Annotated in this window: 16 protein-coding genes; 10 read left to right on the top strand and 6 right to left on the bottom strand. The window is 72.6% G+C overall.

Going from position 1 to position 21,134, the window contains the following annotated elements; all coding sequences use genetic code 11:
• Positions 1 to 471: 471 nt before the first annotated feature.
• A complete protein-coding gene (locus NLX94_RS07440; protein ID WP_254381784.1) occupies positions 472 to 1,365 on the top strand; it encodes a LysR family transcriptional regulator in 894 nt (297 codons plus the stop codon).
• A gap of 150 nt (positions 1,366 to 1,515) precedes the next feature.
• A complete protein-coding gene (locus NLX94_RS07435) occupies positions 1,516 to 2,835 on the top strand; it encodes a putative Ig domain-containing protein (RefSeq protein ID WP_254381783.1) in 1,320 nt (439 codons plus the stop codon).
• 59 nt (positions 2,836 to 2,894) lie between these two features.
• On the opposite strand, the gene NLX94_RS07430 is transcribed toward NLX94_RS07435, so the two are convergent.
• Both NLX94_RS07430 and NLX94_RS07425 read right to left on the bottom strand, forming a co-directional pair.
• The gene (locus NLX94_RS07430; RefSeq protein WP_254381782.1) at positions 2,895 to 3,611 is read right to left on the bottom strand and encodes a glucosamine-6-phosphate deaminase; all 717 of its coding nucleotides are present in this window, start codon (positions 3,609 to 3,611) and stop codon (positions 2,895 to 2,897) included.
• A gap of 65 nt (positions 3,612 to 3,676) precedes the next feature.
• Positions 3,677 to 4,456, bottom strand: coding sequence for a 5'/3'-nucleotidase SurE (locus tag NLX94_RS07425; protein ID WP_254381781.1), 780 nt, complete (start codon positions 4,454 to 4,456; stop codon positions 3,677 to 3,679).
• 417 nt (positions 4,457 to 4,873) lie between these two features.
• Between NLX94_RS07425 and NLX94_RS07420 the strand changes: the two genes are divergently transcribed.
• From NLX94_RS07420 to NLX94_RS07410, 3 genes are all read left to right on the top strand, one after another.
• The gene (locus tag NLX94_RS07420; RefSeq protein WP_254381780.1) at positions 4,874 to 6,802 is read left to right on the top strand and encodes a beta-glucoside-specific PTS transporter subunit IIABC; all 1,929 of its coding nucleotides are present in this window, start codon (positions 4,874 to 4,876) and stop codon (positions 6,800 to 6,802) included.
• Positions 6,803 to 6,880: 78 nt separating this feature from the next.
• Positions 6,881 to 8,287 carry a glycoside hydrolase family 1 protein gene (locus tag NLX94_RS07415; RefSeq protein ID WP_254381779.1) on the top strand — a complete coding sequence of 469 codons (1,407 nt, stop codon included), beginning with the start codon at positions 6,881 to 6,883 and terminating at the stop codon, positions 8,285 to 8,287.
• A gap of 104 nt (positions 8,288 to 8,391) precedes the next feature.
• A complete protein-coding gene (locus NLX94_RS07410) occupies positions 8,392 to 9,231 on the top strand; it encodes an HAD family hydrolase (protein ID WP_254381778.1) in 840 nt (279 codons plus the stop codon).
• On the opposite strand, the gene NLX94_RS07405 is transcribed toward NLX94_RS07410, so the two are convergent.
• The 3 genes from NLX94_RS07405 to NLX94_RS07395 form a co-directional block, all read right to left on the bottom strand.
• Positions 9,221 to 10,501 carry an MFS transporter gene (locus NLX94_RS07405; RefSeq protein ID WP_254381777.1) on the bottom strand — a complete coding sequence of 427 codons (1,281 nt, stop codon included), beginning with the start codon at positions 10,499 to 10,501 and terminating at the stop codon, positions 9,221 to 9,223. The genes NLX94_RS07410 and NLX94_RS07405 overlap by 11 nt on opposite strands.
• Positions 10,502 to 10,743: 242 nt before the next feature.
• A complete protein-coding gene (locus NLX94_RS07400) occupies positions 10,744 to 11,937 on the bottom strand; it encodes an amidohydrolase (protein ID WP_254381776.1) in 1,194 nt (397 codons plus the stop codon).
• Positions 11,934 to 13,406 (bottom strand): MFS transporter, encoded by a 1,473-nt coding sequence (locus NLX94_RS07395; RefSeq protein ID WP_254381775.1) that lies wholly within the window; start codon positions 13,404 to 13,406, stop codon positions 11,934 to 11,936. The genes NLX94_RS07400 and NLX94_RS07395 overlap by 4 nt, the downstream gene beginning before the upstream one ends.
• 286 nt (positions 13,407 to 13,692) lie before the next feature.
• On the opposite strand from NLX94_RS07395, the gene NLX94_RS07390 reads away from it, so the two are divergent.
• Positions 13,693 to 14,667 (top strand): Lrp/AsnC family transcriptional regulator, encoded by a 975-nt coding sequence (locus NLX94_RS07390; protein ID WP_254381774.1) that lies wholly within the window; start codon positions 13,693 to 13,695, stop codon positions 14,665 to 14,667.
• Here the strand turns inward: NLX94_RS07390 and NLX94_RS38850 are convergent.
• Positions 14,628 to 15,650 (bottom strand): D-alanyl-D-alanine carboxypeptidase family protein, encoded by a 1,023-nt coding sequence (locus NLX94_RS38850; protein WP_302168859.1) that lies wholly within the window; start codon positions 15,648 to 15,650, stop codon positions 14,628 to 14,630. The two genes, NLX94_RS07390 and NLX94_RS38850, sit on opposite strands and share 40 nt — an antisense overlap.
• Before the next feature lie 280 nt (positions 15,651 to 15,930).
• Here NLX94_RS38850 and NLX94_RS07380 point away from each other — a divergent pair, with 280 nt between their 5' ends.
• The 4 genes from NLX94_RS07380 (at position 15,931) to ectA (ending at position 21,090) form a co-directional block, all read left to right on the top strand.
• Positions 15,931 to 17,931 carry a hypothetical protein gene (locus tag NLX94_RS07380; protein ID WP_254381773.1) on the top strand — a complete coding sequence of 667 codons (2,001 nt, stop codon included), beginning with the start codon at positions 15,931 to 15,933 and terminating at the stop codon, positions 17,929 to 17,931.
• Positions 17,932 to 17,935: 4 nt separating this feature from the next.
• Positions 17,936 to 19,414, top strand: a complete 1,479-nt coding sequence (locus NLX94_RS07375; RefSeq protein WP_254381772.1) for a branched-chain amino acid ABC transporter substrate-binding protein — start codon at positions 17,936 to 17,938, stop codon at positions 19,412 to 19,414.
• A 122-nt stretch (positions 19,415 to 19,536) separates the two neighbouring features.
• Positions 19,537 to 20,340: a DUF1206 domain-containing protein gene (locus NLX94_RS07370; protein WP_254381771.1), complete on the top strand. Its 804-nt coding sequence runs from the start codon at positions 19,537 to 19,539 to the stop codon at positions 20,338 to 20,340.
• Positions 20,341 to 20,526: 186 nt separating this feature from the next.
• A complete protein-coding gene (ectA, locus tag NLX94_RS07365) occupies positions 20,527 to 21,090 on the top strand; it encodes a diaminobutyrate acetyltransferase (protein WP_254381770.1) in 564 nt (187 codons plus the stop codon).
• Positions 21,091 to 21,134: the final 44 nt, after the last annotated feature.

Below are 21,134 nucleotides of genomic sequence, written 5' to 3'. Positions count from 1 at the left end.
GGTAAGACGCGGAGGGAGCTGAAGAGCGGCAAGGCGCGGGAGAAGGACGGCGGACGAGCCGCCTCCCCGCCGGGGATCCGAGGTGGGCAAACGCGCGGATCACCCGGGCGATCCGGCGGGGACAGGGTTGAGCGGTGGTCAAATTCCCTGTTGCCGGGATGCATCGTGCGGTGACGGCCTCACACTGTCAACGGTCATCCGGAGTCGTTCACTTCGCACCCCGCACGGTCCGCACCCGCTCCGGCGGCTCCCCCGCCACCCCGTCCGCGCACGCCCGTCGCGGCCGTGGCCTGCGGTGTTGCGCCCGAGCCGGCCGCCCCCGGCCCGCCGGCCGGCCTTCCTTATCGGTGCGAGCTCATGCCACATCGGCATGAGATGTCACCGGCCCGGCATGAGCACCTTTGCGAAGTCTGACGGTTGTTCACCCGACGCGGTCTTACAGGTACACCCTTGCCCGGTTACCGTCCGGTCATGACCCCCACCCTCGCCCAGCTCCGCTACCTCGTCGCCGTCGCCGACTGTCGTTCCATCACCGGCGCGGCCGCCTCCGTCTTCGTCGCCCAGTCCGCCCTGTCCCGTGCCGTGCAGGCCATGGAACGCGACCTCGGGGTCGATCTCCTCGCCCGCCGGGGAAGGGGGGTGGACCTCACACCGGAAGGGGCCCGGGTCGTCCGGCTGGCCCGCACCGTGCTCGACGCGGTGGAGGCCATCGACGACATCGGCGCCCCTCACGGGCTGGGCGCCAGGGCCGCCCTGTCCGTGGTCACCACCCCCACCCTGGCCCTCGACCTGGCCTCCGACCTGGTGCACACCTTCACGGAGCGGCATCCGGGCCTCGACGTCCGGCTCCACCAGTACGACAGCCGCGAGGCCGTGGTCCAGGAACTCAACCAGGGCCGGGCCGAGTTGGCCCTCGTGGATCTGCCGCTCGACAAGGAGCTCTCCACCCATTACATCCAGGAGCGGGAGGTGGTGCTCATCTCCCCGGCCGGGTCCGCACTGCCCGACCCGCTGCCGTTCCGCGCGCTCGACGGGCTGCCGATGGTGCTGCCCACCCCCGGGACCGGCCGGCGCACCGAGATGGAGGCCATGTTCAGCTGTCTGGGGGTGCGCCCGGTGCCCTGTCTGGAGGTGGACGAACGCCTCGGCTGGGTGACGGGGGTGACCGACGGGCGCGGCTCCCTCATCTGGTACCGCGACGTGGTCGCCCGGGCCTTCGGCAGCCGGGCGGAGATACGTTCCTTCACCCCGCCCCTGCTGCGCCCGGTGGGCATCGCCCACGCCCGCCGGCCGCTGAGCCGCGCGGCCCGCGCCTTCATCGCGCACGCCCGGCACAAGGCCCCCATCCGCGAACCCTCCCGGTGACCGCACGACCCGCGCGCACCACGCATCCCGGGCGGGCCGGCCGGAGGGCACCTCCCGACCGCCGGACATGCCCGCCCGGCATTGAACGATGCTCAAACGGACGGCGATCTGCCCTGGCGCCGGAACCTGACTCCCCCTCACATGGTGGGCATGTTACGACTACCCCTCGCACCCCCGCGCGCCGCCGCCCTCGCCACCGCGGTCCTCGCCACGGTCCTGCCGGCCGCGGCCTGGCTGACCGGACCGGCCGCTGGCCCCGCCGACGCGACCCCCGTCCCGGCAAGGCCCGCGTCCGCGCCCCCGGCCGGCGCCGTCGCGGCCCCCGAGCGCCACTGCACCCTGCCCGGGGGCCTGGCCGAACTCAGCGGGCTCGCCATGAGCCGGAAGCACCCCGGCGTCTTCTACGCCCTCAACGACAGCGGGAACACCAACCAGGTCTTCGCCATCGACTGCAATGGCGCCACCGGCCTGCTCAAGGCCACGTACACGGTCTCCGGGACCGGCAACACCGACTGGGAGGGCCTGGCGCTGGGCAAGGACGCCTCGGGCCGTCCCGTCATCCTGGTCGGCGACATCGGCGACAACTTCGGCAACCGCGCCGAGATCACCGTGCACTCCTTCGCCGAACCCGACCAGCTCGCCAACGCCTCGGTGACGCCCGCGACGTACCGCTTCACCTACGCCGACGGGAAGCACGACGCCGAATCCCTGCTCGCGGATCCCGTCACCGGCCGGATCCACATCGCGAGCAAACTCATCGGTGCGGCAGGGCAGTTGTACCAGGCTCCGATGCCTCCGGTGCCCGGGCAGCCGAACACCCTGACCGCGGTCCGGCCGGGCCCGGTCTTCGCCACCGACGGCGCCTTCTCCCCCTCGGGGGCCTCCTACACCCTGCGCAGCGGCGGGCCGCTGGGGTCCAACACGGCCTCGGTGTACGACGCCTCGGGCACCAAGCTCGCGGACGTGGCCCTGCCCGCCCAGTCCCAGGGCGAGACGGTGACGTACCTCGACTGCACCACCCTGCTCGTCGGCTCGGAGAACGACACCCAGATCTGGCGCGTCCCGCTGCCCCCGGAGGCAACTCCGGGCTGCGGCGGCACCCCGACGCCCACACCCACGCCGACCCCCACTCCCACGCCGACGCCCACTCCGACCCCGACGCCCACCCCGACTCCCACGCCCACACCCACCCCGACCCCGACTTCCGCCGAGCTGAAGCTGACCAACCCCGGCGCCCAGAGCTGCAAGTTCAACCAGAACTGCACCATCCAGCTCACCACCACCGGCGGCAAACCCCCCGTCCGCTACACCGCCACCGGCCTCCCCTGGGGCCTGACCCTCGACACCAACACCGGCCGCATCACCGGCAAACCCTGGGCCATCGGCACCATCCAGATCACCGCCACCGCCACCGACACCACCGGAGCCACCGCCACCACCACCTTCCCCCTCACCCTCACCTGGTTCTAGAAGGAGGCTGCGGGCGCGGGCGGACCCGGGCCACCCGCCCGGGTCCGCCCCTCGCGCGCTCACCCCAGCCGCGACGCCGCCTCCCGGTCGGCGATGACGACGACGTTGGGGTGCGTGCGCAGGATCGCGGCCGGGAAGTCGGTCGAGATCTCGCGCTCCAGCATCCCGGCGAGGGCCTCCGCCTTGGCGGCGCCGCTCACGATCAGCACGAGGCGCCGCACCCGGGCGAGCATGGCCGCCCCCATCGTCACCACCTGCTCGGGCACCCGGGAGGGGTCGGGCAGTAGCCGCAGGGCGTCCTCGTACCAGGGGTAGGAGTCCTTGAGCTCGTAGGTGTAGATCTCCTGGTCGAAGCGGGTGGCGTACGGCATGTTCCCGCAGAAGTGGCCGTCCGCGCCGAGCCCGATGAGCATCAGGTCCAGCCCGCCGTTCCCGCGCAGTTCACGGGCGACGGAGGCATGGTTGTCGACCGTGATCGGGTGGATGTTGGTCTCGGACACCGCGCCGGGGCCGTAGAGGTGTTGCTGGAGCGCGGAGAGGGTCAGTCCGTGCTCCTGCCCGGGCAGCGGGACCTCGTCGAAGGTGTAGAAGTGGACGTCGGAGAAGGCCGCGGGATTGCCGCGCAGCCTCTCGGTGACGATCTCGTACGTGCCCATGGGGCTCGCGCCCGCCGTCAGTGCCATGTTGACCCGGCGGTCGTGCAGCATGTCACCGAGGACGATGTCGGCGGCGGTGCGGCTGAGGTCGGCGTAGTCCTGCGTGATCACGATCTTCATCGGTGTTCCGTTCTCATGGGCTCAGCTGCGGGGCGCGGACTTCTTCACGTACTGCTCGGTCTTCTTCAGCTCCTTCTTTCCGTCGACGGCGGTGCCGTAGGTACGGTCGGAGGTGACGGGCGTGATGGAGACGGCTCCGCCGCGGGCGGCCGTGGAATCGGCGTCCGGGCGGTCTTCCCGGCATTCCGCACTGCCGGGCTGCGCCGACTCGCAGTCGCCGAGGGCGATCTCGAAGCTGTCCCCGCCGCCGCCCTGTACGTAGCCGTGGTAGGCGTACGCGCCCGAGCCGACCGGGTCCAGACCGGCGGCTGGGCCTGCGCGCCGGCGCTGATGTCGGGGTAGTCGACCTTCAGGGCGAACGTGGCGGTGAGCAGCCGGTGTTGTTTCAGTCCGGCGGGGAACTTCGCGCCGAACGCGGCGGTGGCACGGTAGTTCTCCACCGGGTGCGCGCTCATGTCCGCGTTCGCGGAGGCGCTGAAGGCCACGGCCGGGACCCCGATGTCGATGGCGGCGATCGCGGCTCCGACGGTGCCGGAGTCGTTGACCGAAGAGCTCACGTTGAGCCCGGAGTTGATGCCGGTGACGACCAGGCCGGGGGCGCCGCTCCAGCCCGCCTTGGCGGCGAGTCCGCCGCGCAGGGCCAGTTTGACGGTGTCGGCGGGGGTAGCGCTCGGCGAGTCGGGGCCGCACGGGCCGTCCGCCAGGCAGACACCGAAGACGGGGGCTCCCGAGGGCGCGCCCGCACAGTCGTTCTCGTAGCCGGCCGGCATCCGCTCCCGCTGCTGGACGGTCAGCACGCCGTGGTTGCGGAGGCCGCGGCGCCGGTGGTGGCGGCGAGCGCGCACGCGGCGGCCACGGCGAGGAGTGTGCGGCGAACGGAGCGCATGAGGGGGCCTTCCCTGTCGGTGGAGCGGGCCCTGCGGTGGAGCGATCCCTGCGGCGGATCGCGATGTCCGGGAACCCGGGAGGCAGCGCCTCGGGACCGGATCCTCGACGTGCACTCTTCCGCCGCCGGTCCCCCCGGGGACAGGGGCTGAAGGTCCTTTCCCGGAAGACCGAACGGCCCGATCCGGGAGATGTCACCGCACAGTGAACTCGCTTGAGGAAAAGCCTTGTTGGCGAGTTGGAGTAGCTGGGGCACAAAGGTGGTCCCTTTCGGGACCTTCGCCTTCCTTTGCCTTCCCTTGACCTCGTCAAGACTGAGGGGACTCGGACCGAAGACGTTCCGGGTTCGTTCCAACGCGATGCAGGGAGAACCCATCGTGGATTACGGAAAGACGGCACCGGCCGTCCTCGAAGGCGTCGGCGGCGAATCGAATGTGGAGTCCCTCGGGCACTGCGCCACGCGTCTGCGCTTCATTCTGAGAGACGCGTCGAAGGCCGACAGAGCGGCCGTGGAATCGGCCCCCGGCGTCATCACGGTCGTCGAGAGCGGCGGCCAGTTCCAGGTGGTCATCGGCAACGACGTGGCCAAGGCCTACGCCGCCATCACCGGGATCTCCGCGCTCGGTGGCGACAAGGCCCGCTCGAAGGACTCGGTGGCGTCCGGCTCCGCGGGCTCGGCCCAGCGCGGCAATCCGCTGACCCGGCTGGTCGACGTCATCTCCAGCATCTTCACGCCGTTCCTGTGGACGCTGGCCGGCGCGGGCCTGCTCAAGGCCACGATCGTGCTGGTCACCAAGCTCGGGCTGGTCGCCGAGACCTCGCAGGAGTTCACCGTCCTGAACGCGGCCGGAGACGGCGTGTTCTACTTCCTGCCGGTGCTGCTGGCGGTGACGGCGGCGAAGCGGTTCGGGTCCAACCAGTGGACCGCCATGGCCATCGCGGGATCGCTGGTCTACCCGACGATCGGCGCCTTGAACGAGGCGGGCGACCCGGTCTCCTTCTTCGGCATTCCGATGGTGATGGCCGCCTACGCCTCCTCCGTCATCCCGGTCATCCTCGCCGTGTACGTCCAGAGCTTCGTGGAGCGCGGCCTCGACAAGGCGCTGCCGTCCAGCATCCGCAACTTCATCACCCCGATGCTGACGATTCTCCTCATGGTTCCGCTGACCCTGCTCACCATCGGCCCGGCCTCCGACTGGGCCGGTCAGGGCGCGTCGAACCTCATCGGCTGGCTGTTCGGTCTGAGCCCGGCCATCGCCGGAGCCGTCCTCGGCGGCACCTGGCAGATCATGGTCGTCTTCGGCATCCACTGGGGTCTGGTCCCGATGATGGCCAACGACCTCGCCGTCCAGGGGCACTCGCTCCTCTACGGCCCGCTGGTCGCCGCGTCGGCCGCGCAGGGCGCCGCGGTGCTGGCGGTCATGCTCCGCACCCGCAACAAGGGCCTGAAGAAGCTCGCCGGCCCGGCCGCCGTGTCCAGCTTCCTCGCCGGCATCACCGAGCCCGCGGTCTACGGCGTCAACCTGCGGCTGAAGAAGCCCTTCGTCTACGCCTGCATCGCCGGCGCGGTCGGCGGCGGCATCGCCTCGGCGGGCGGCTCGGCCTCCACGGCCTACATCATGCCGGGCCTGCTGTCCCTCTCCGCCTACCTGGAGGTCGGCAGCTTCGCCCTCCAGCTGATCGGTGTCGGTGTCGCCATCGCCCTGTCCTTCGGCCTCACCATGGCCCTCGGCTTCAAGGACGTCCCCGAAGCCGGCACCGCGCAGGACACCGAAGCCGGCGCGGGAGCCGGAGACGGCGAAACCGGACCGGCCGCCGAGCGGCCCGCCGGTGAGGCCTTCCAGGTCGCCACCCCGGTCGAGGGCAAGGTCGTCGCCCTGGCCGACGTGCCGGACGCGGCCTTCGCCTCCGGTGCCCTCGGCGACGGCGCGGCCGTCGCCCCCACCTCCGGCGAGGTCCACGCCCCGATCGACGGAACGGTCGTCAGCGTCCTGCCGCACGCCTTCGGGCTCCGCTCCCCCGAGGGCGTGGAGGTCCTCGTCCACATCGGCATCGACACCGTGCGGCTCGGCGGGGAGCACTTCACCACCGCCGTCCGGCAGGGCGACCAGGTCCGGCTCGGCGACCCGCTCGGCGAGGTCGACCTGGCCGCGGTCGAGGCCGCCGGCTACGACACCACCACGATGGTGATCGTCCTCGACGCAGCAGGCACGGGCGTCGTACGGACCACCGAGCACTCCGAAGTCGGGCACAGCACGGTGCTCCTGTCCCTCAGCCCGGAGCGCGAACTCGCCCCGGCGGGCTGACGTCCCGCCCGCCGCGCCGCCCCCGCCGGGCCCGGCACCCCGCGCCCTGATCCACGTACCCCCGAAGGAGATCCGCACATGGACCACAAGACCCCCGCCGCCTTCCGCCCCGACTTCCTGTGGGGCGCCGCGACCTCCGCCTACCAGGTGGAAGGTGCCTGGGACACCGACGGCAAGGGCCCGTCCGTCCAGGACGCCCGCGGCAACTACCCCGAGGGCACCACCGACTTCAAGGTCGCAGCGGACCACTACCACCGCTTCGAGGAGGACGTGCGCCTCTTCGCCGAGCTGGGCCTGAAGGCCTACCGGCTCTCCATCGCCTGGACCCGGATCGTCCCGGACGGCGACGGCGCGGTGAACCCGGACGGCATCGCCTTCTACCACCGCCTCTTCGACACCCTCCTCACGCACGGCATCGAACCGGTGGTCACCGTCTACCACTTCGACCTGCCGCAGGCCCTCCAGGACAAGGGCGGCTGGACCTCCCGCTCGACCATCGACGCCTTCGCCCGCTACTGCGAGGTGCTGTTCGAGGAGTACGGCAGCAAGGTCAAGCACTGGCTGACCATCAACGAGCAGAACATGATGATCCTGCACGGCGCCGCCATCGGCACCGCGGGCACCACCTCGGACCATCCGAAGCGGGAGCTGTACCAGCAGAACCACCACATGATGGTGGCCCAGGCCCGCGTGACGAAGATGTGCCACGACATGCTGCCGGCCGCCAAGATCGGCCCGGCGCCGAACATCTCCGTCGTCTACCCGGCCTCCTGCAAGCCCGAGGACGTGCTGGCCGCCTCCGACTACAACGCCATCCGCAACTGGCTGTACCTGGACATGGCGGTGTACGGCACCTACAACCCGACCGCCTGGGCGTGGATGACCGCGGCCGGGATCGCGCCGGAGTTCGCCGAGGACGACGCGGAGGTGCTGAAGGCGGGCACGGCCGACTTCCTGGCCCTGAACTATTACTCCACCGCCACCGTGGCCGCAGCCGAGGGCGGCGAGGCCGTCGACTCCGGAGTCTGCGACCAGCAGCTGTCGGCCGGCGAGGCGGGCGTCTTCCGCCCCGTGAGCAACCCGCACCTGGCCACGACCGAGTTCGGCTGGGAGATCGACCCGGTCGGCTTCCGCTCCACGCTGCGCGACGTCTACGACCGCTACCGGCTGCCGATCATGGTCACCGAGAACGGGCTGGGCGGCTTCGACACGGTCGAGGACGGCGAGATCCACGACGACTACCGGATCGCCTACCTCTCCACGCACATCGAGCAGATGCGCCTGGCCGTCTCCGACGGGGTGGACGTCATCGGCTACCACCCGTGGTCGGCCATGGACCTGATCTCCACCCACCAGGGCGTGGCGAAGCGCTACGGCTTCATCTACGTGGACCGCGACGAGTTCGACCTCAAGGAGCTCCGCCGCATCCGCAAGGACAGCTTCTTCTGGTACCAGCAGCTCATCAAGGGCAACGGCTCCCTCTGATCCCGTGCTCCCCCGGGCCGCCGGCCGCCCCCCCCCGGGGGGGGGGCGGGCGGCCCCGCCGCGTTCCCCCCTCCCCCCTCCCCCACACACAGGAGTCCTCTCTCATGTCCCAGTCCCCCCGGTTCCCCTACCAGTTGATCGCCACCGACCTCGACGGCACCCTCGTGCGCAGCGACCACACCGTCTCCGCGCGCACCACGGCCGCCCTGGCCGCCGCCGTGTCCGCCGGGGCCCGGCACGTGGTGGTGACCGGGCGGGTCGCCCAGTGGACCAGGTCCACCCTGGCCGAGATCGGCTACCGGGGCCTCGCCGTCTGCGGGCAGGGCGGCCAGCTCTACGATGCGGGGCGCGACGCCCTCGTCTCGTCGGTCCCCCTCGACCGCGAGCTCGCGGCGCACGTGGTGGCCCGGGTGGAGGCCGTCACCGGTCCGCTGTCGGTGGCGGTGATGCCGCTGGAGCTGGCCGATCCCATCCTCGTGGGGCCCGGGTTCCCGGTCCCGCCGATGCCCTCGGCCGACATCGAGCGGGTCCACGACGCGGCCCGGCTGTGGGACCGGCCGATCGGGAAGGTCCAGATCCAGCACCCGCACCTGACGGACGACCAGCTCACCGAGGCGGCCCGCGAGGTGGTGGGCGATCTCGTCACCGTGGTCATGGCCGGCCCGACCTGCGTCGAGCTGCTGCCCCTCGGCCTGTCGAAGGCGACCGGCCTGGCCCTGGCCGCGGAGGCGCTGGGCACCACGGCGGAAGGCACCATCGCCTTCGGTGACATGCCCAACGACATCCCCATGTTCGCCTGGGCGGGGCACTCGGTCGCCATGGCCAACGCTCACGACAGCCTCAAGGCGGTCGCCGACGAGATCACCGCCGGCCATGACGAGGACGGTGTGGCGGTGGTCCTGGAGCGCCACCTCCGCCCGCTCTCCGCGCCCCTCACTCCGTAGCCGCCGCGCAGCCCTTGCCGGACGGCGCCGGTTCGGTGGGGCCGGGCCGGCCGGGGGCGGAGTCCAGGCGGTGGACCGCGCAGCGCCGCTGGAGCACCGACAGGGCGGCGATCCCCGTGCCGAGGGCCAGCCAGCCCGCGGGCCCTGCCGTCATCACCGCGCCGGTCAGGAGCAGCGGGCCGGCAGCCTTCTGGACGGACTGGGCCATCCCCGCCACGCCCAGGTACGAGGCCCGCGCCTGCTCGGGGGCGAGCGAGACGGCCAGCTCCCAGGAACTCACCGACCGCAGCAGCTCCGCCCCCGTGACCAGCACCGCCGCGGCGAGCAGCGCCACCGAGGCGGCCACCGCCCCGGCGCCGGCGGTGAGGGCCAGCAGGACGCAGCACGCGAGCATGGTCAGCCCGTACACCGTGACCGCCGCCGCGGCCCGCCGGGGTCCCTCGAACCGCGCGGAGACGCGGAGTTGGAGCACGACGACCAGCACGGTGTTGATGACGAGGAAGGCCGGGACCAGGGCGTGCGGCGCGTCGGTGTGGGCCACCAGCCACAGGGGCAGGCCGACGGCCAGGACCGAGTCGTCGAGGTTCATCGGGATGTCGAGCAGGACGAAGCGCAGGTAGCCCCGGTCCCGCCACGGGCTCGGCGCCCCGGTCCGGCCGGGCGCGACGCGGCCCGTACCCGCGTCGCCTGCGCCCCCCGTACCCGCGTCCCCGGCACCCGCGGCCACTCGCCCCTCGGCGCGCGGTTCCCGGGTGCGCCGGACCAGCACGGCGGCCGCGAGGAACGACAGCGCGTTGGCCAGGATCAGCGCCTGGTAGGCCTCCCGGGTGCCGAGCGCGAGACCGGCCGCGGCGATGCCCGCGCCCACCGCGTAGCCGGCGTTGGCCGTGCTGCGCGACAGCGCCTGGTAGGTGGCCCGCCGCTCGCCCGCCACCCGGGTGGCGAAGAGCATCTCCAGGGCCTTGGCCGCCCGGTCGCCGAGGTAGGTGACGGCGACCAGGGGCAGCAGCAGGTCGAAGCGGGTGACCACGAGCAGCGCGCCGAGGGTTCCGAGGCGCAGCAGGTGGCAGCCGATCAGCAGGGACCGTACCGGGAACCGGCCGGCCAGGTGCCCCGCAAGGGGGGATCCGGCGATGCCCGCCACGGCCGCGGCGCCCAGCAGGAGGCCGATCCGGCCGGCGTCCAGGCCGAGGACGAAGGTGAAGTAGAGGACCGCGGCGGCGGCCCACAGGCCCGTTCCGGCGCGGTCGAGGAACTGGGCGAGCAGCATGATCCGGGCGTCCCGGCCTCCCGGCGGCCGCCGCAACTGGGCCACGAGCCCGGGCCGTCGCGGCTCCCGCCGCCACTCCGACCGCCCGCGCCACCCCTGCGGGTCCTTCCGGATCCCCGTACCGAGCCGCCTCATTCCCCGACCTCCGAGCCCCCGCGAAAGTATCTCGATGTCGAGATACCAGCGGAAGCCTGCCCCAGATCAATCTTGACGTCAAGATACTTGGGGTGCTGCCGGAGGCGTCAGGCGTCGCCGGCGGCGCCGTTCCGCGCGGCCAGCCGCGTGAGCAGGGACCCGCGGTGCTCCGGGTCGGTCGCGAGGTCGATCGCCGTCCAGGCCATGGCCAGCCCTCCGTCGAGGACGGCGCGGTCGGCCTGGGCGGTGATCCCGTAGCGGGTGAACTCGGGGTTGTGCATGATCGCGTCGCCGCAGTCGTAGCCGATCATCGGGTGGATGGTGGGCACCAGGTGGGAGACGTTGCCCATGTCCGTGGAGCCGCCCCGCAGGGTCGGGTCCAGGTCCTGGACCCGGCGTCCGAGGTCGCGGGCGGCCCCGAGGTAGGCGCGGCCCATGGCGAAGTCCTGCCGCAGGTCGGCGTAGTCGTTGCCGACGGTCTCCAGGGCGAGTTCGGCGCCGGTGGCGAGCGCTCCGGCCTCGAAGCAGGCGCGGATCCGGGTCTGGAGTTCGGTGAGCTCCTCGCTGGTGACGGCCCGGCAGTCGTACGAGGCCTCCGTGCGGCCCGGAATGACGTTGGCGGCCTCGCCTCCGCGGGTGACGATCCCGGAGACCACGGCGCCGGGGCGCATCTGCTGGCGGTAGGCGGCGATGGCCACCTGGGCGATCATCATGGCGTCGGCGGCGTTGACGCCGCGCTCGGGCATGGCCGCGGCGTGCGCCGCCCGCCCGGTGTAGCCGACGTTCCAGCTGCTGATGGCGAGGGAGCTCATGCCCACCGAGTCGGAGGGCGCGGCGTGCACCATCATGGCGGCGGCCACGTCGTCGAAGGCGCCTTCGCGCAGCATGTCCACCTTGCCGCCGCCGGACTCCTCGGCCGGGGTGCCCAGGAGCTTGACGGTGATGCCGAGCTCGTCGGCGAGCGGGGCCAGGGCCAGGGCGGCGGCCACGGAGGCGGCGCCGTTGACGTTGTGGCCGCAGGCGTGGCCGATGCCGGGCAGGGCGTCGTACTCGGCGCAGATGCCGATGACGAGCTCACCGGTGCCGGCGGTCGCGCTGAACGCGGTGGGCAGGCCGTAGGCCCCGCGGGTCACCTCGAAGCCGGCCCGCTCGACGAGGTCGGTGATGCGGCGGGCCGCGCGGTGTTCCTCGTAGGCGAGTTCGGGATCGGCGTGCAGCGCGTGGCTGAGGTCGAGGACGGCGTCCTGCCGGGTGGTCAGGAAGGCCCGGCCGCGTTCGCGCAGGACGGTGGTGTCGTTCACCGGCCCTCCTCCGCGACGGCGTCGGCCTTCGGGGTGCGGTAGAGCAGGGCGACGGCGGCGCCGGCCAGCGAGACCAGGATGCAGACCGTCCAGGAGACGGTGTAGGCGCTCAGGCCGGGCAGGGTCCGGCCGGCCGGGGTGTGGGCCGCGAACACGGTCAGGACGGCGGCGGCTCCGAGGGATCCGCCGATGTTGATGAGGAGTTCGTTGATGCCGGAGCCCACCGAGGTGCGGTCGCGGGGTACGCATTCCACGGCGAGCGTGCGCGTGGAGTGCTGCAGGAAGCCCGTGCCGAGGCCGGCCACGGCGGTGCCCGCCAGGAAGAGGGCCTGATCGTCGTGGAAGGACTGCACCGTCGCGTAGCCGGCGGCCATCAGCAGGGAGCCGGCGACCAGGGTGAGCCGGTCGGTGACGGCGCGGGCCACGGCCGGTGCGAGGAGCGCCCCGAGGGAGAGGGCGAGCAGGTTGGGCAGGGTGGCGAGGGCGATCGCGAAGGGGTCGAGGCCCAGCCCGTAGCCCTGCTCGGCGCGGCTGGTGCCCATGAACACGGCGTTGGCGACCATCAGCCCGAACATGCAGAAGGTGAAGGTCAGCGTGACCAGCGAGACCGCGACGACTCCGCGGCGGCGGAACATCCTTACGTCGATCATCGGCTCCGCGGTGCGCAGTTCCACCCGGACCCAGAGCGCGGTGACGAGCACCCCGCCGGCGAGGCAGCCCAGGGTGCGGGCGGAGGTCCATTCCCAGCCCGGGGTACCGCCGAGACCGAGGCCGAGCATGACGGCGGTCAGGCCGAGGCAGAGCAGGATGCCGCCGGCCCAGTCGACCCGGCCGCCCGGCCGGTGGTCCGACTCCGGCAGCAGCCGCCAGGTGAGGGCGAGGGCCAGGCTGGTGGCCACGGCCGGTACCCACAGGGCAGCGGTCGGGCTGTCGACGGTACGGGCCACGAAGCCGCTGGCCACGAGCCCGAAGGACATGCCCGCGACCAGGGCGGCGACCATGACGCTGATCCCGCGCCGGCTCTCGGCCTCGGCATCGCCCCCGGTCCCGTCGGCGCCCCGGCTCCGGTTGCGCAGGATGCCGACCAGCAGCGGGAAGAACCCGGCGAAGGCCCCCTGGAGGATCTGCCCGGCGAGCAGGGTCCCGAAGTCGCGGCTGAGGCCGACCAGGAGCGAGCCCAGGAGGACGATCAGCAGGTTCCAGCGCAGCACCCGGCGGTGGCCGTGGAGGTCACCCATCCGGGACAGGACCGGGGTGAAGGCGACGCTGGCCAGGAGGTTGGCGACGCTGATCCAGTTGAGGTCGGCGGCGGTGACGCCCAGGGTGTCGGTGAGTCCGCGCAGCAGGGGCGACAGGAATCCCTGGGTGATGCCGCTGGAGAGCTCGACGAGGACCACGGAGGCGATCACGGCGGTCGCGGGGGTCGCCCGCACCGGGCTGCGCAGGGGTCTGGCGTCCGTGTACGTCATACGTACCACCTGTTCGGGGATCGGCTGGCGGGCCGGGGCAGGGAGGGGGGAGCGGGCCGCCTGCGGGGCGGAATCCGCACCACAATGTCCGGTGCGGGTCACCCGACGGGCAAGAGCGGGGCCCATAATCGGGTGAACGCGGCGTGGACCCCCGGTCCGGCAGCGGAATCGGGCAGCACGGCCGCCCCGTGGTGGCGGACCGGGCAGCCCGTGAGGCGGCCGGCCGGGGTGTCGTAGCGTCACCGACCGTTCCCGCGAGCAGGCGCGCGGACAGCTGGGAGGCCTGATGAACACCGGTCCTTCGCTCGACGCCGTCGACCACGCCGTGCTGCGCATCCTGCACCGCGACCCGCGCGCCGCCTTCGCCGATGTGGCCGCGGCGGTCGGGGTGCACGAGCGGACGGTCGCCCGCCGCCTGGAAAGGATGACGGCGACGGGCCACGTCCGCTTCACTGCCGCGCTCGTCCCCGAGTACCAGGGCGAGGGAATCACCGCGGAGCTGGCCGTACGGTGCGCCCCCGGGCGGGTCCACGAAACGGCCCTGGCCCTCGCCCGCCGGCCCGAGACCCGCTCGGTGGAGGTGGCCACGGGCGCTCTGGAGGTGTTCGCCGAGGTCAACGCCCCCGGCCACGAGGCGCTCCTGACCCTGGTGGACTCGGTGGTCGGGCGGCTGGACGGGGTCGTGGACGTCCACTCCGGGGTGGTGCTGCGGCTGCTGCTCACCGCCGGCGACTGGGCCCCGTACGACGAGGAGCCCACGGAGGTGCGCAGGCTGGCCATGGCGGGCCGGGAACTGCCCGCGCCGCTCACCGTGGACGACCTCGACCGGCGTCTGGTGACGCTGCTGAGCCGGGACGCGCGGATGTCGACGACCCGGCTGGCCCGCGAGCTGCAGGTCGGCGAGACCACCGCCCGGCGCCGCCTGGCCCGCCTGATGACCTCCCACATCCTGCACCTGCGGCTGCTCGCGGACCCGGCGGTGCTGGGCTACCCGGTGGAGGCCCGGTTCCGGATCTCGGTCCCGCACAGCGGGCTCGGCTCGGCCGTGCGGCTGCTGGCCCGCGAGCCGTCGGTACGGCATCTGGTGGTCACCACCGGAGCCGCCGGGCTCCTCGGCTACTCCAGCCACCGCGACCTCGCGGGCCTGCACGCCTTCACCACCCGCGTCTTCGCCCTGCTGGGCGGCACCACCCACGTGGAGACGGCCCTGCTGATGCGGACCTACAAGCGCGCGGGCGTCGCGGAACCGCCGGGGCGCTGAGCCGGGGCGGGGGCGGGGGCCGGCGACGGCGACGGCGACGGCGACGGCGACGGCGACAGCGACGGCAGCAGTCGCGCGAGGTCCTCGATCGGGGTCCGCTGCACCGCTTCGACCAGTCGCCGGGTGTGGGCCCAGACGGCCGCCCGGGCGCGCACCGGGGAGCAGCCGGTGCGCTGGGCGAGGACGGCGCCGAGGACCAGCCGGGGGGTGCCGCCGACATCCTTGTACGCGGCCCACAGGACATTGCCCCCGGCCGGGGTGCTGGTGCCGGTCTTCAGCCCGGCGACTCCGAACCGGCCGAGGAGCCGGTTGGTGGTGCGCGCCTCGCCCGCGTCTCCCGGGAGACGGACGGAGGGGGTGGCGACGATGGCCCGGAACACCTCGTCCCGCATGACCGCACGGGCCAGGAGGAGCAGGTCGGCGGCCGTGCTGGTGTTCCCGGTGTCCATCCCGCAGGAGCCGGTGAAGGTCGTACGGGCCATGCCCAGCTCCGCGGCCGCCTCGTTCATCCGGCGCACGAAGGCCGCCTCGGAGCCGGCGGTCCGGCGGGCGAGGAGCCTGGCGATGTTGTTGCCCGAGGGGATCAGCAGGTACTCGAGCAGCTGCCGCAGCGGGAACTCCTGCCCTTCCCCGACGGGCACCACCGATTCGATCGCGGAACCGGCCTCGCGGGCGGCGGCCCCGTCGATGCGGACCAGGGGCCCGGCGTCCGCCGGGCCGAGCGGGTGCTCGCGCAGGACCACGTAGGCGGTCATCACCTTGGTGAGGCTCGCGATGGGCACCGGGCGCTGCTCGCCGACCGTGCCGAGGCAGCCGACCCCCTCCACCTCCACGCTCGCCTGGCCCTCGTGCGGCCAGGGCAGCGGAGCCGCCGACACCGCTCGGCGGGCGGCTGCGTAGGCCGCGTCACCGGCCCGGCCGGCCGCGATCCCGCCCCGTGCGGGCAGCTCGGCGGTCCGGCGGAGGAAGGCGGTGACAGACATGGCGCTCCTGGATCTGGATCGTGGTGGGGGTTCGTGGCGGGGGTTCGCGGCGGGTCTTCGTGGCGGGCCTTCGCGCTGTGAACGATCCCCGACCACCGCATCAGGACCCCCGCCGTCGTCCATCGGCCACCGCACAGCCGTGTACCAGTTCCGTGGCAGGCCGCCCCGTACGGCCGCATTGGATCTCGGTATCGAATCAAGGAGCGGAAACCCCTGTCTGACTCCGGCCGCGGATGACAGGCTTCAGTCCTCGGAGCGCGTCCTGGGGGGATCACACGTGATGGAGCCGGGTACGGGCATGGGTCTGCGGGGCCGCAGCGGCATCCTGTCGCTGGTCGACTCCTGCCTGAAGGAGAGCCCGACCGCCGAGCGGCCCCTGACCATGCTCCTGGGCCCGGCGGGCAGCGGGGCCAGCGAGGCGCACAGCGCGCTCATGGAGCGCTTCGGGCCCGACTACCCCTTCGCCTTCGTCAACTTCGGCGGGGCCCAGTCCCTGCTGCCGCGCTACGCCCTCGGGCTCCTGGCCCGCCAGCTCGAACGCAAGCTGCCCCGCTACGGGCGCTCCCAGTTCCCGCTGCTCAGCCTCGGCCTGCTCGCCTCCGACCAGGAGCTGCGCATGCGCAACCTCGCCGAGGGGCGGCGGGCGGTGCAGCGCCAGCTGGACCGGTTCCAGGAGGAGAACGAGGCCCGGCACGGCGACTACCTGGCGGCCTTCTTCGAAGTGGGCATGGGTGCGGTCGGCATGCCCGAGGGGGCTTCCAGCGCCGCGCTCGCCCTCTTCCAGGACGCCCTGCGTCGCGGCCGCCGCACGGTGCCCGGCCTGCTCGGCGGCAGGCTGGGCAGCCGGCTCACGACCGGGGCCCACTGGTACGGACGCCATCCCATGACCCGCAGCGCGGACCCCATGGAAGCCCTGGTGGAGCTCAACCTGTGGCGCCACGAGGGCGACGAGAACGAACAGGAACGGCTCGACCTCATCCTCTTCTCGGCCTTCCTGGAAGACCTGCGGCGCAACACCGCCCGCAACTTCATGCCCCGCTCCTACCTGCTGCTGCTGGACAACTCCCACACCGAGTACGGGCGTCACTTCCTCGACCTGTTACTGCGCTCCCGGCACGACCAGACGGTGGTGGCCGGGCACGCCAGTGACCCGCTGACCGTCGTCGCCAGCTCCAACCGCTGGCTGCCCCGCTGGGGTCCGGCCACCGGGGACTCCTGGCCCTGGCAGCTGCGCGGCCCGGACCGGGCCTCCCTGGCCGACTGGCACGCCCACCGGCCTCCCCGCGACAGCGAGGACAGCTGGTGGTACCCGCTGCGGCTGCGCGACCTCAATCTGGACGAGGTGCGGATCCGGATCGAGCTCCAGCTCGGCGGGAACAGCGACCTGGCCCCGCTGACCCGCCTCACCCCCTTCGTGCACCGGCTCACCGGCGGGCTGCCGCGCGCCGTCCACCAGGTGCTCGACGTACTGCGCCAGGCCGGGCCGCTCCCGGACTCCGGCCCCCAGCAGGACCGCTGGCTGCGCACCCTGCCCGACCGGCCGCTGCGCACCGGGGAGCACTCCGCCACACTGGCCGACACGGCCCTCGGCCATCTCCTGCGCGACTTCGACGGGACCCAGCGCACGACCCTGGCCGAATGCGCCGCCGCCCGGGACTTCTCCGTGGCCGCGCGGCTGCTCAGCCCCGACGACTCCCTGTTCGGCGACATCCGGGCGCGCTGGCTGCTGACCGGACCCGTCGCCGTGGTGCCCGTACTCCATCCGTGGCTGCGCCGGCTGCTCCTGTGGCGGCTGGCCGAGCGCCCCGACGGGTGGGACGCCGCGCACGAACTCCTCGCGGAGTACTACCGCAGCGAGGGCAAGCCGGTGCAGGAGATGTACCACCAGCTGGCCCGCGGGCGGACCGACGAGGTCACCGCCCACCTGACCCGGCGCTTCTCCGCGGTACCGGCCGCGCAGTGGATCTCCGAGTTCGACGCGGTCACCACCGCTCCGAACCGGCTCCCCTCCGGCAGCGGGCCGCTGGAGCTCCTGTCCGGGCTCGTCCCGCGCCGGCCCGGGCGCGTCGTGGACACCGAGTCCGTGATCCACACCCTGGTGACCACCCGCTGGGTGTGGAGCGATCCGCTCGCCGACCCGGCCATGCGGCTGGGGAACCTGATCGCCGACGGCTACACCCAGCTGTCCCAACTGCGGAGGAACGACATCGTGGCCCTGTTCAACGAGGCCGAACGGTACCGGCACTGGCGCGATCCCCAGACCGCGGGCTGGGAGGGCTGAGCGCGTGCCCAGACTCGAATGGCCGCTGCACGTCGTACGCCGCGTCGCCCTGGGCGCCGTGGCGGCCGTCACCCTGGTGGCGGCGCTCTGGCTGGGCGTGGGCTGGCTCCAGGAACGCCAGGCCCGGTGCGCCGAGGGGGTCGTCGAAATGGGGCCGGACGAGGAGTGCGTGGGCGTGAGCGACGGCTCCTACGTCTTCGCGCCGCACCTCGACGCGGTCAGCGCGAAGATCGAGGAGGAGAACCGCCGGGTCCTCGCCAACGCGGCCAAGGAGCCGTACGTCAGCGTCGCCTACTTCACCTCGTTCACCACGACCGCCGCCGACAGCAACTCCGCCGAGGGCGTACGGCACGAGCTCCAGGGCGCCTACCTCGCCCAGTACCGGCACAACCAGGGCGACTTGGCGGCCACTCCCAAGATCCGGCTGCTGATCGCCAACCCGGGCAGCAAGTCCCGGCAGTGGAAGCACACCGTCGACGCGCTGATCGACCGCAAGGACTCCCCGGACCGGCTCGTCGCGGTCACCGGCCTCGGTCCCAGCACCAACGAGAACCTCGCCGCCATACGGCGCCTCTCGGAGCACGGGATCGCCATGGTCGGCGCCACCATGACCGCCTCCAACATCCAGGGCATCAACGGTTTCGTCCGGATCGCCCCCACGAACGAGGACGAGGCGTACGCGGGCGCCGGATACCTCAAACGGCGCGGCATCACCACCGGCGTCGTCATCCAGGACGTGGCGGCGGGAGACCTCTACTCCTCCACCCTCGGCACCGCCTTCACCAAGGCGTTCCAGGAGGGCGGCGCACACAAGCTCGTCGCCGAGCGGATGACCTACGACTCCTCCGTCAGCAGCGCCTGGCAGAACGAACTGCGCTACATGCCGGGCCAGTTGTGCCAGCAGCGCCCGCAGCTCGTCTACTTCGCGGGCCGCGGCCTGCACCTCACCCGGTTCCTCGACGCGCTGGCCAACCGCAGCTGCACCGAGCAGCGGTTCACCGTGTTCACGGGGGACGACACGACCAACCTGAGCCCCGAGCAGCTGGCCCGCGCCGCCGCGACCGGCATCGAGGTGCTCTACACCGGCCTCGCCCACCCCGACATGTACCGTGCGGCGCCGCAGGCCGTGTCCGCGCCCTCGGCGAAGAACTTCCAGCCGGGCGGGCAGCTGGAGGAGTGGTTCCCGCACGATCCCCGCGAGGACGGCGGGGCCCTGATGGGTCACGACGCGGTCCTCGCGGCGGCCCACGGCATCCAGATGGCGGCCCGCTGGCAGGGCCAGGTCGTCGGCGACGCCGTGGCCCGGATGTTCCACCAGATGGACGGCACCCAGCAGGTGGCCGGGGCCAGCGGCTTCATCTCCTTCCAGAACAACGGCAATCCGCGCAACAAGGCCGTCCCCGTCCTGCGCCTCGACGCCAAGGGCCAGGTGGAGCTCGTGGAGGTGTCCGCGGCGGAGGGGAAGCCGCCGCAGGAACAGTGACCGCGCCCGTACGGTGCCTCGCGCATTGGAACCCCGGAGCCGGGTAGCCGCCCCTCGAGACGTCCCGACGGGCCTGCCCGCGCCCCGGGCGCGGAGCCGGCGAGGACACGGAAGGGGTGCGCATGCCACGCATCGAGGAGCACACGTCCGGGGGCAGCCGATTCCGCGAGGTCACGGCACGCTGCGGGCTGACCACGCGCGGAGTGCTGTACGTGCTGGTCGGGGTACTGGCCGTGCGCATCGCCTTCGGCGGCAGCGGCAAGGAGGCCGACCGCCAGGGCGCCCTTCAGGAACTCGGGGAGAAGCCCTTCGGCGTGGTCCTCATCTGGGCCGTGGGCCTGGGGCTTGTGTGCATGGCGCTCTGGCGCCTGTCGGAGGCGGTGTTCGGCGCGGCCGGACCGGAGGGCGGCAAACCCTTGAAGCGGCTGTCCTCGACGGGCAGGTGCGCCTTCTACGCCGTGGTGGCCTACTCCGTGTTTGCGTTCTCGGTGGGCGGCGGACGCTCCGGGGACGAGCAGTCACGCGACGTGACGGCGAAAGCGCTCGGCCTGCCCGCCGGCCAGTGGCTGGTGGGTGCCGCCGGGCTCGGGATCGGGATCGCGGGGGTGGCCATCGCTGTGCAGGCGGCGCGGCGCAGCTTCCGCAAGCATCTCGCCATGGCGGAGGTCGCGGCACCGTGGCGCAAGCTCGTCGGCTTCCTCGGCGTGGCCGGTGGGCTCGCGCGGGGAACCGTCTTCGCGGCCGTCGGCGGTTTCGTCCTGTACGCAGCCCTGCGCTACGACCCCGCACAGGCGAAGGGCCTCGACGACACCCTGAGGTCGTTCACCCTTGCCTCAGCGGGGCCGTGGCTCCTGGTCGCGGTCTCCGTCGGACTGGTGCTGTTCGGACTGTTCTCCTGGGCGATGGCCCGGTGGCGCAAGGTCTAAGACGTTATCCGCTCGTTATGAACTCGAGGGTCGGGGGTGAATATCCGGATTTTTCATGGATTACCGGGCACATTCCTGCCACTTTCGCCACTCTTCCACGGGGTCTCCATATATCACGGACCACCCCCTCCCCATAACCCCTCGGGTCCGTGCAATCCGCTCCAACCCTCGGTAGCTTCGGCCCGCATGACTGCTCATGCAGAACTGGCCCATTACCGGAAGACCCCGCCCTCCACGACCTCCACGACCTCGACCACCCCGTCCCCGCACATCGACCGTCCCCGCCCCGGTGACGGCCGCCTGTTGTGGCGCCTCGCCCGGGATTCCGGGACGCTGGACCTCAACTCGGCCTACAGCTACCTCCTCTGGTGCCGTGACTTCGCCGGCACGTCCGCCGTGGCCCGCGACCCGTCGGGGCGTCCCGTCGGATTCGTCAGCGGGTACATGCGGCCCGACAGTCCCGAAACCCTGCTCGTCTGGCAGATCGCCGTCGACGAATCCGTCCGCGGCCGTGGTGTCGCCGGGGCCCTGCTCGACGGCCTCTCCTCCCGCGTGGCGGCGGAACACGGAATGAGCTCCCTGGAGGCCACCGTCTCCCCCGGGAACCTCGCGTCGGAGCGGCTGTTCGCCTCGTACGCCGCACGGCACGGCGCCACGCTCACGCGCACGGTGCTGTTCGCCCCGGAGGAGTTCCCCGACCGCGGCTACGCCCCGGAGGTCCTGCACCGCATCGGGCCGCTCCACTTCTGATCCCGGTCCGGACACCTCACCCCGGCGTCTGGCGCCGGGCACAC

Origin of the sequence: Streptomyces sp. TBY4 (assembly GCF_024213195.1) — a bacterium.
Taxonomy (GTDB): domain Bacteria; phylum Actinomycetota; class Actinomycetes; order Streptomycetales; family Streptomycetaceae; genus Streptomyces.
This window is presented reverse-complemented; position numbering and strand designations above follow the sequence as displayed.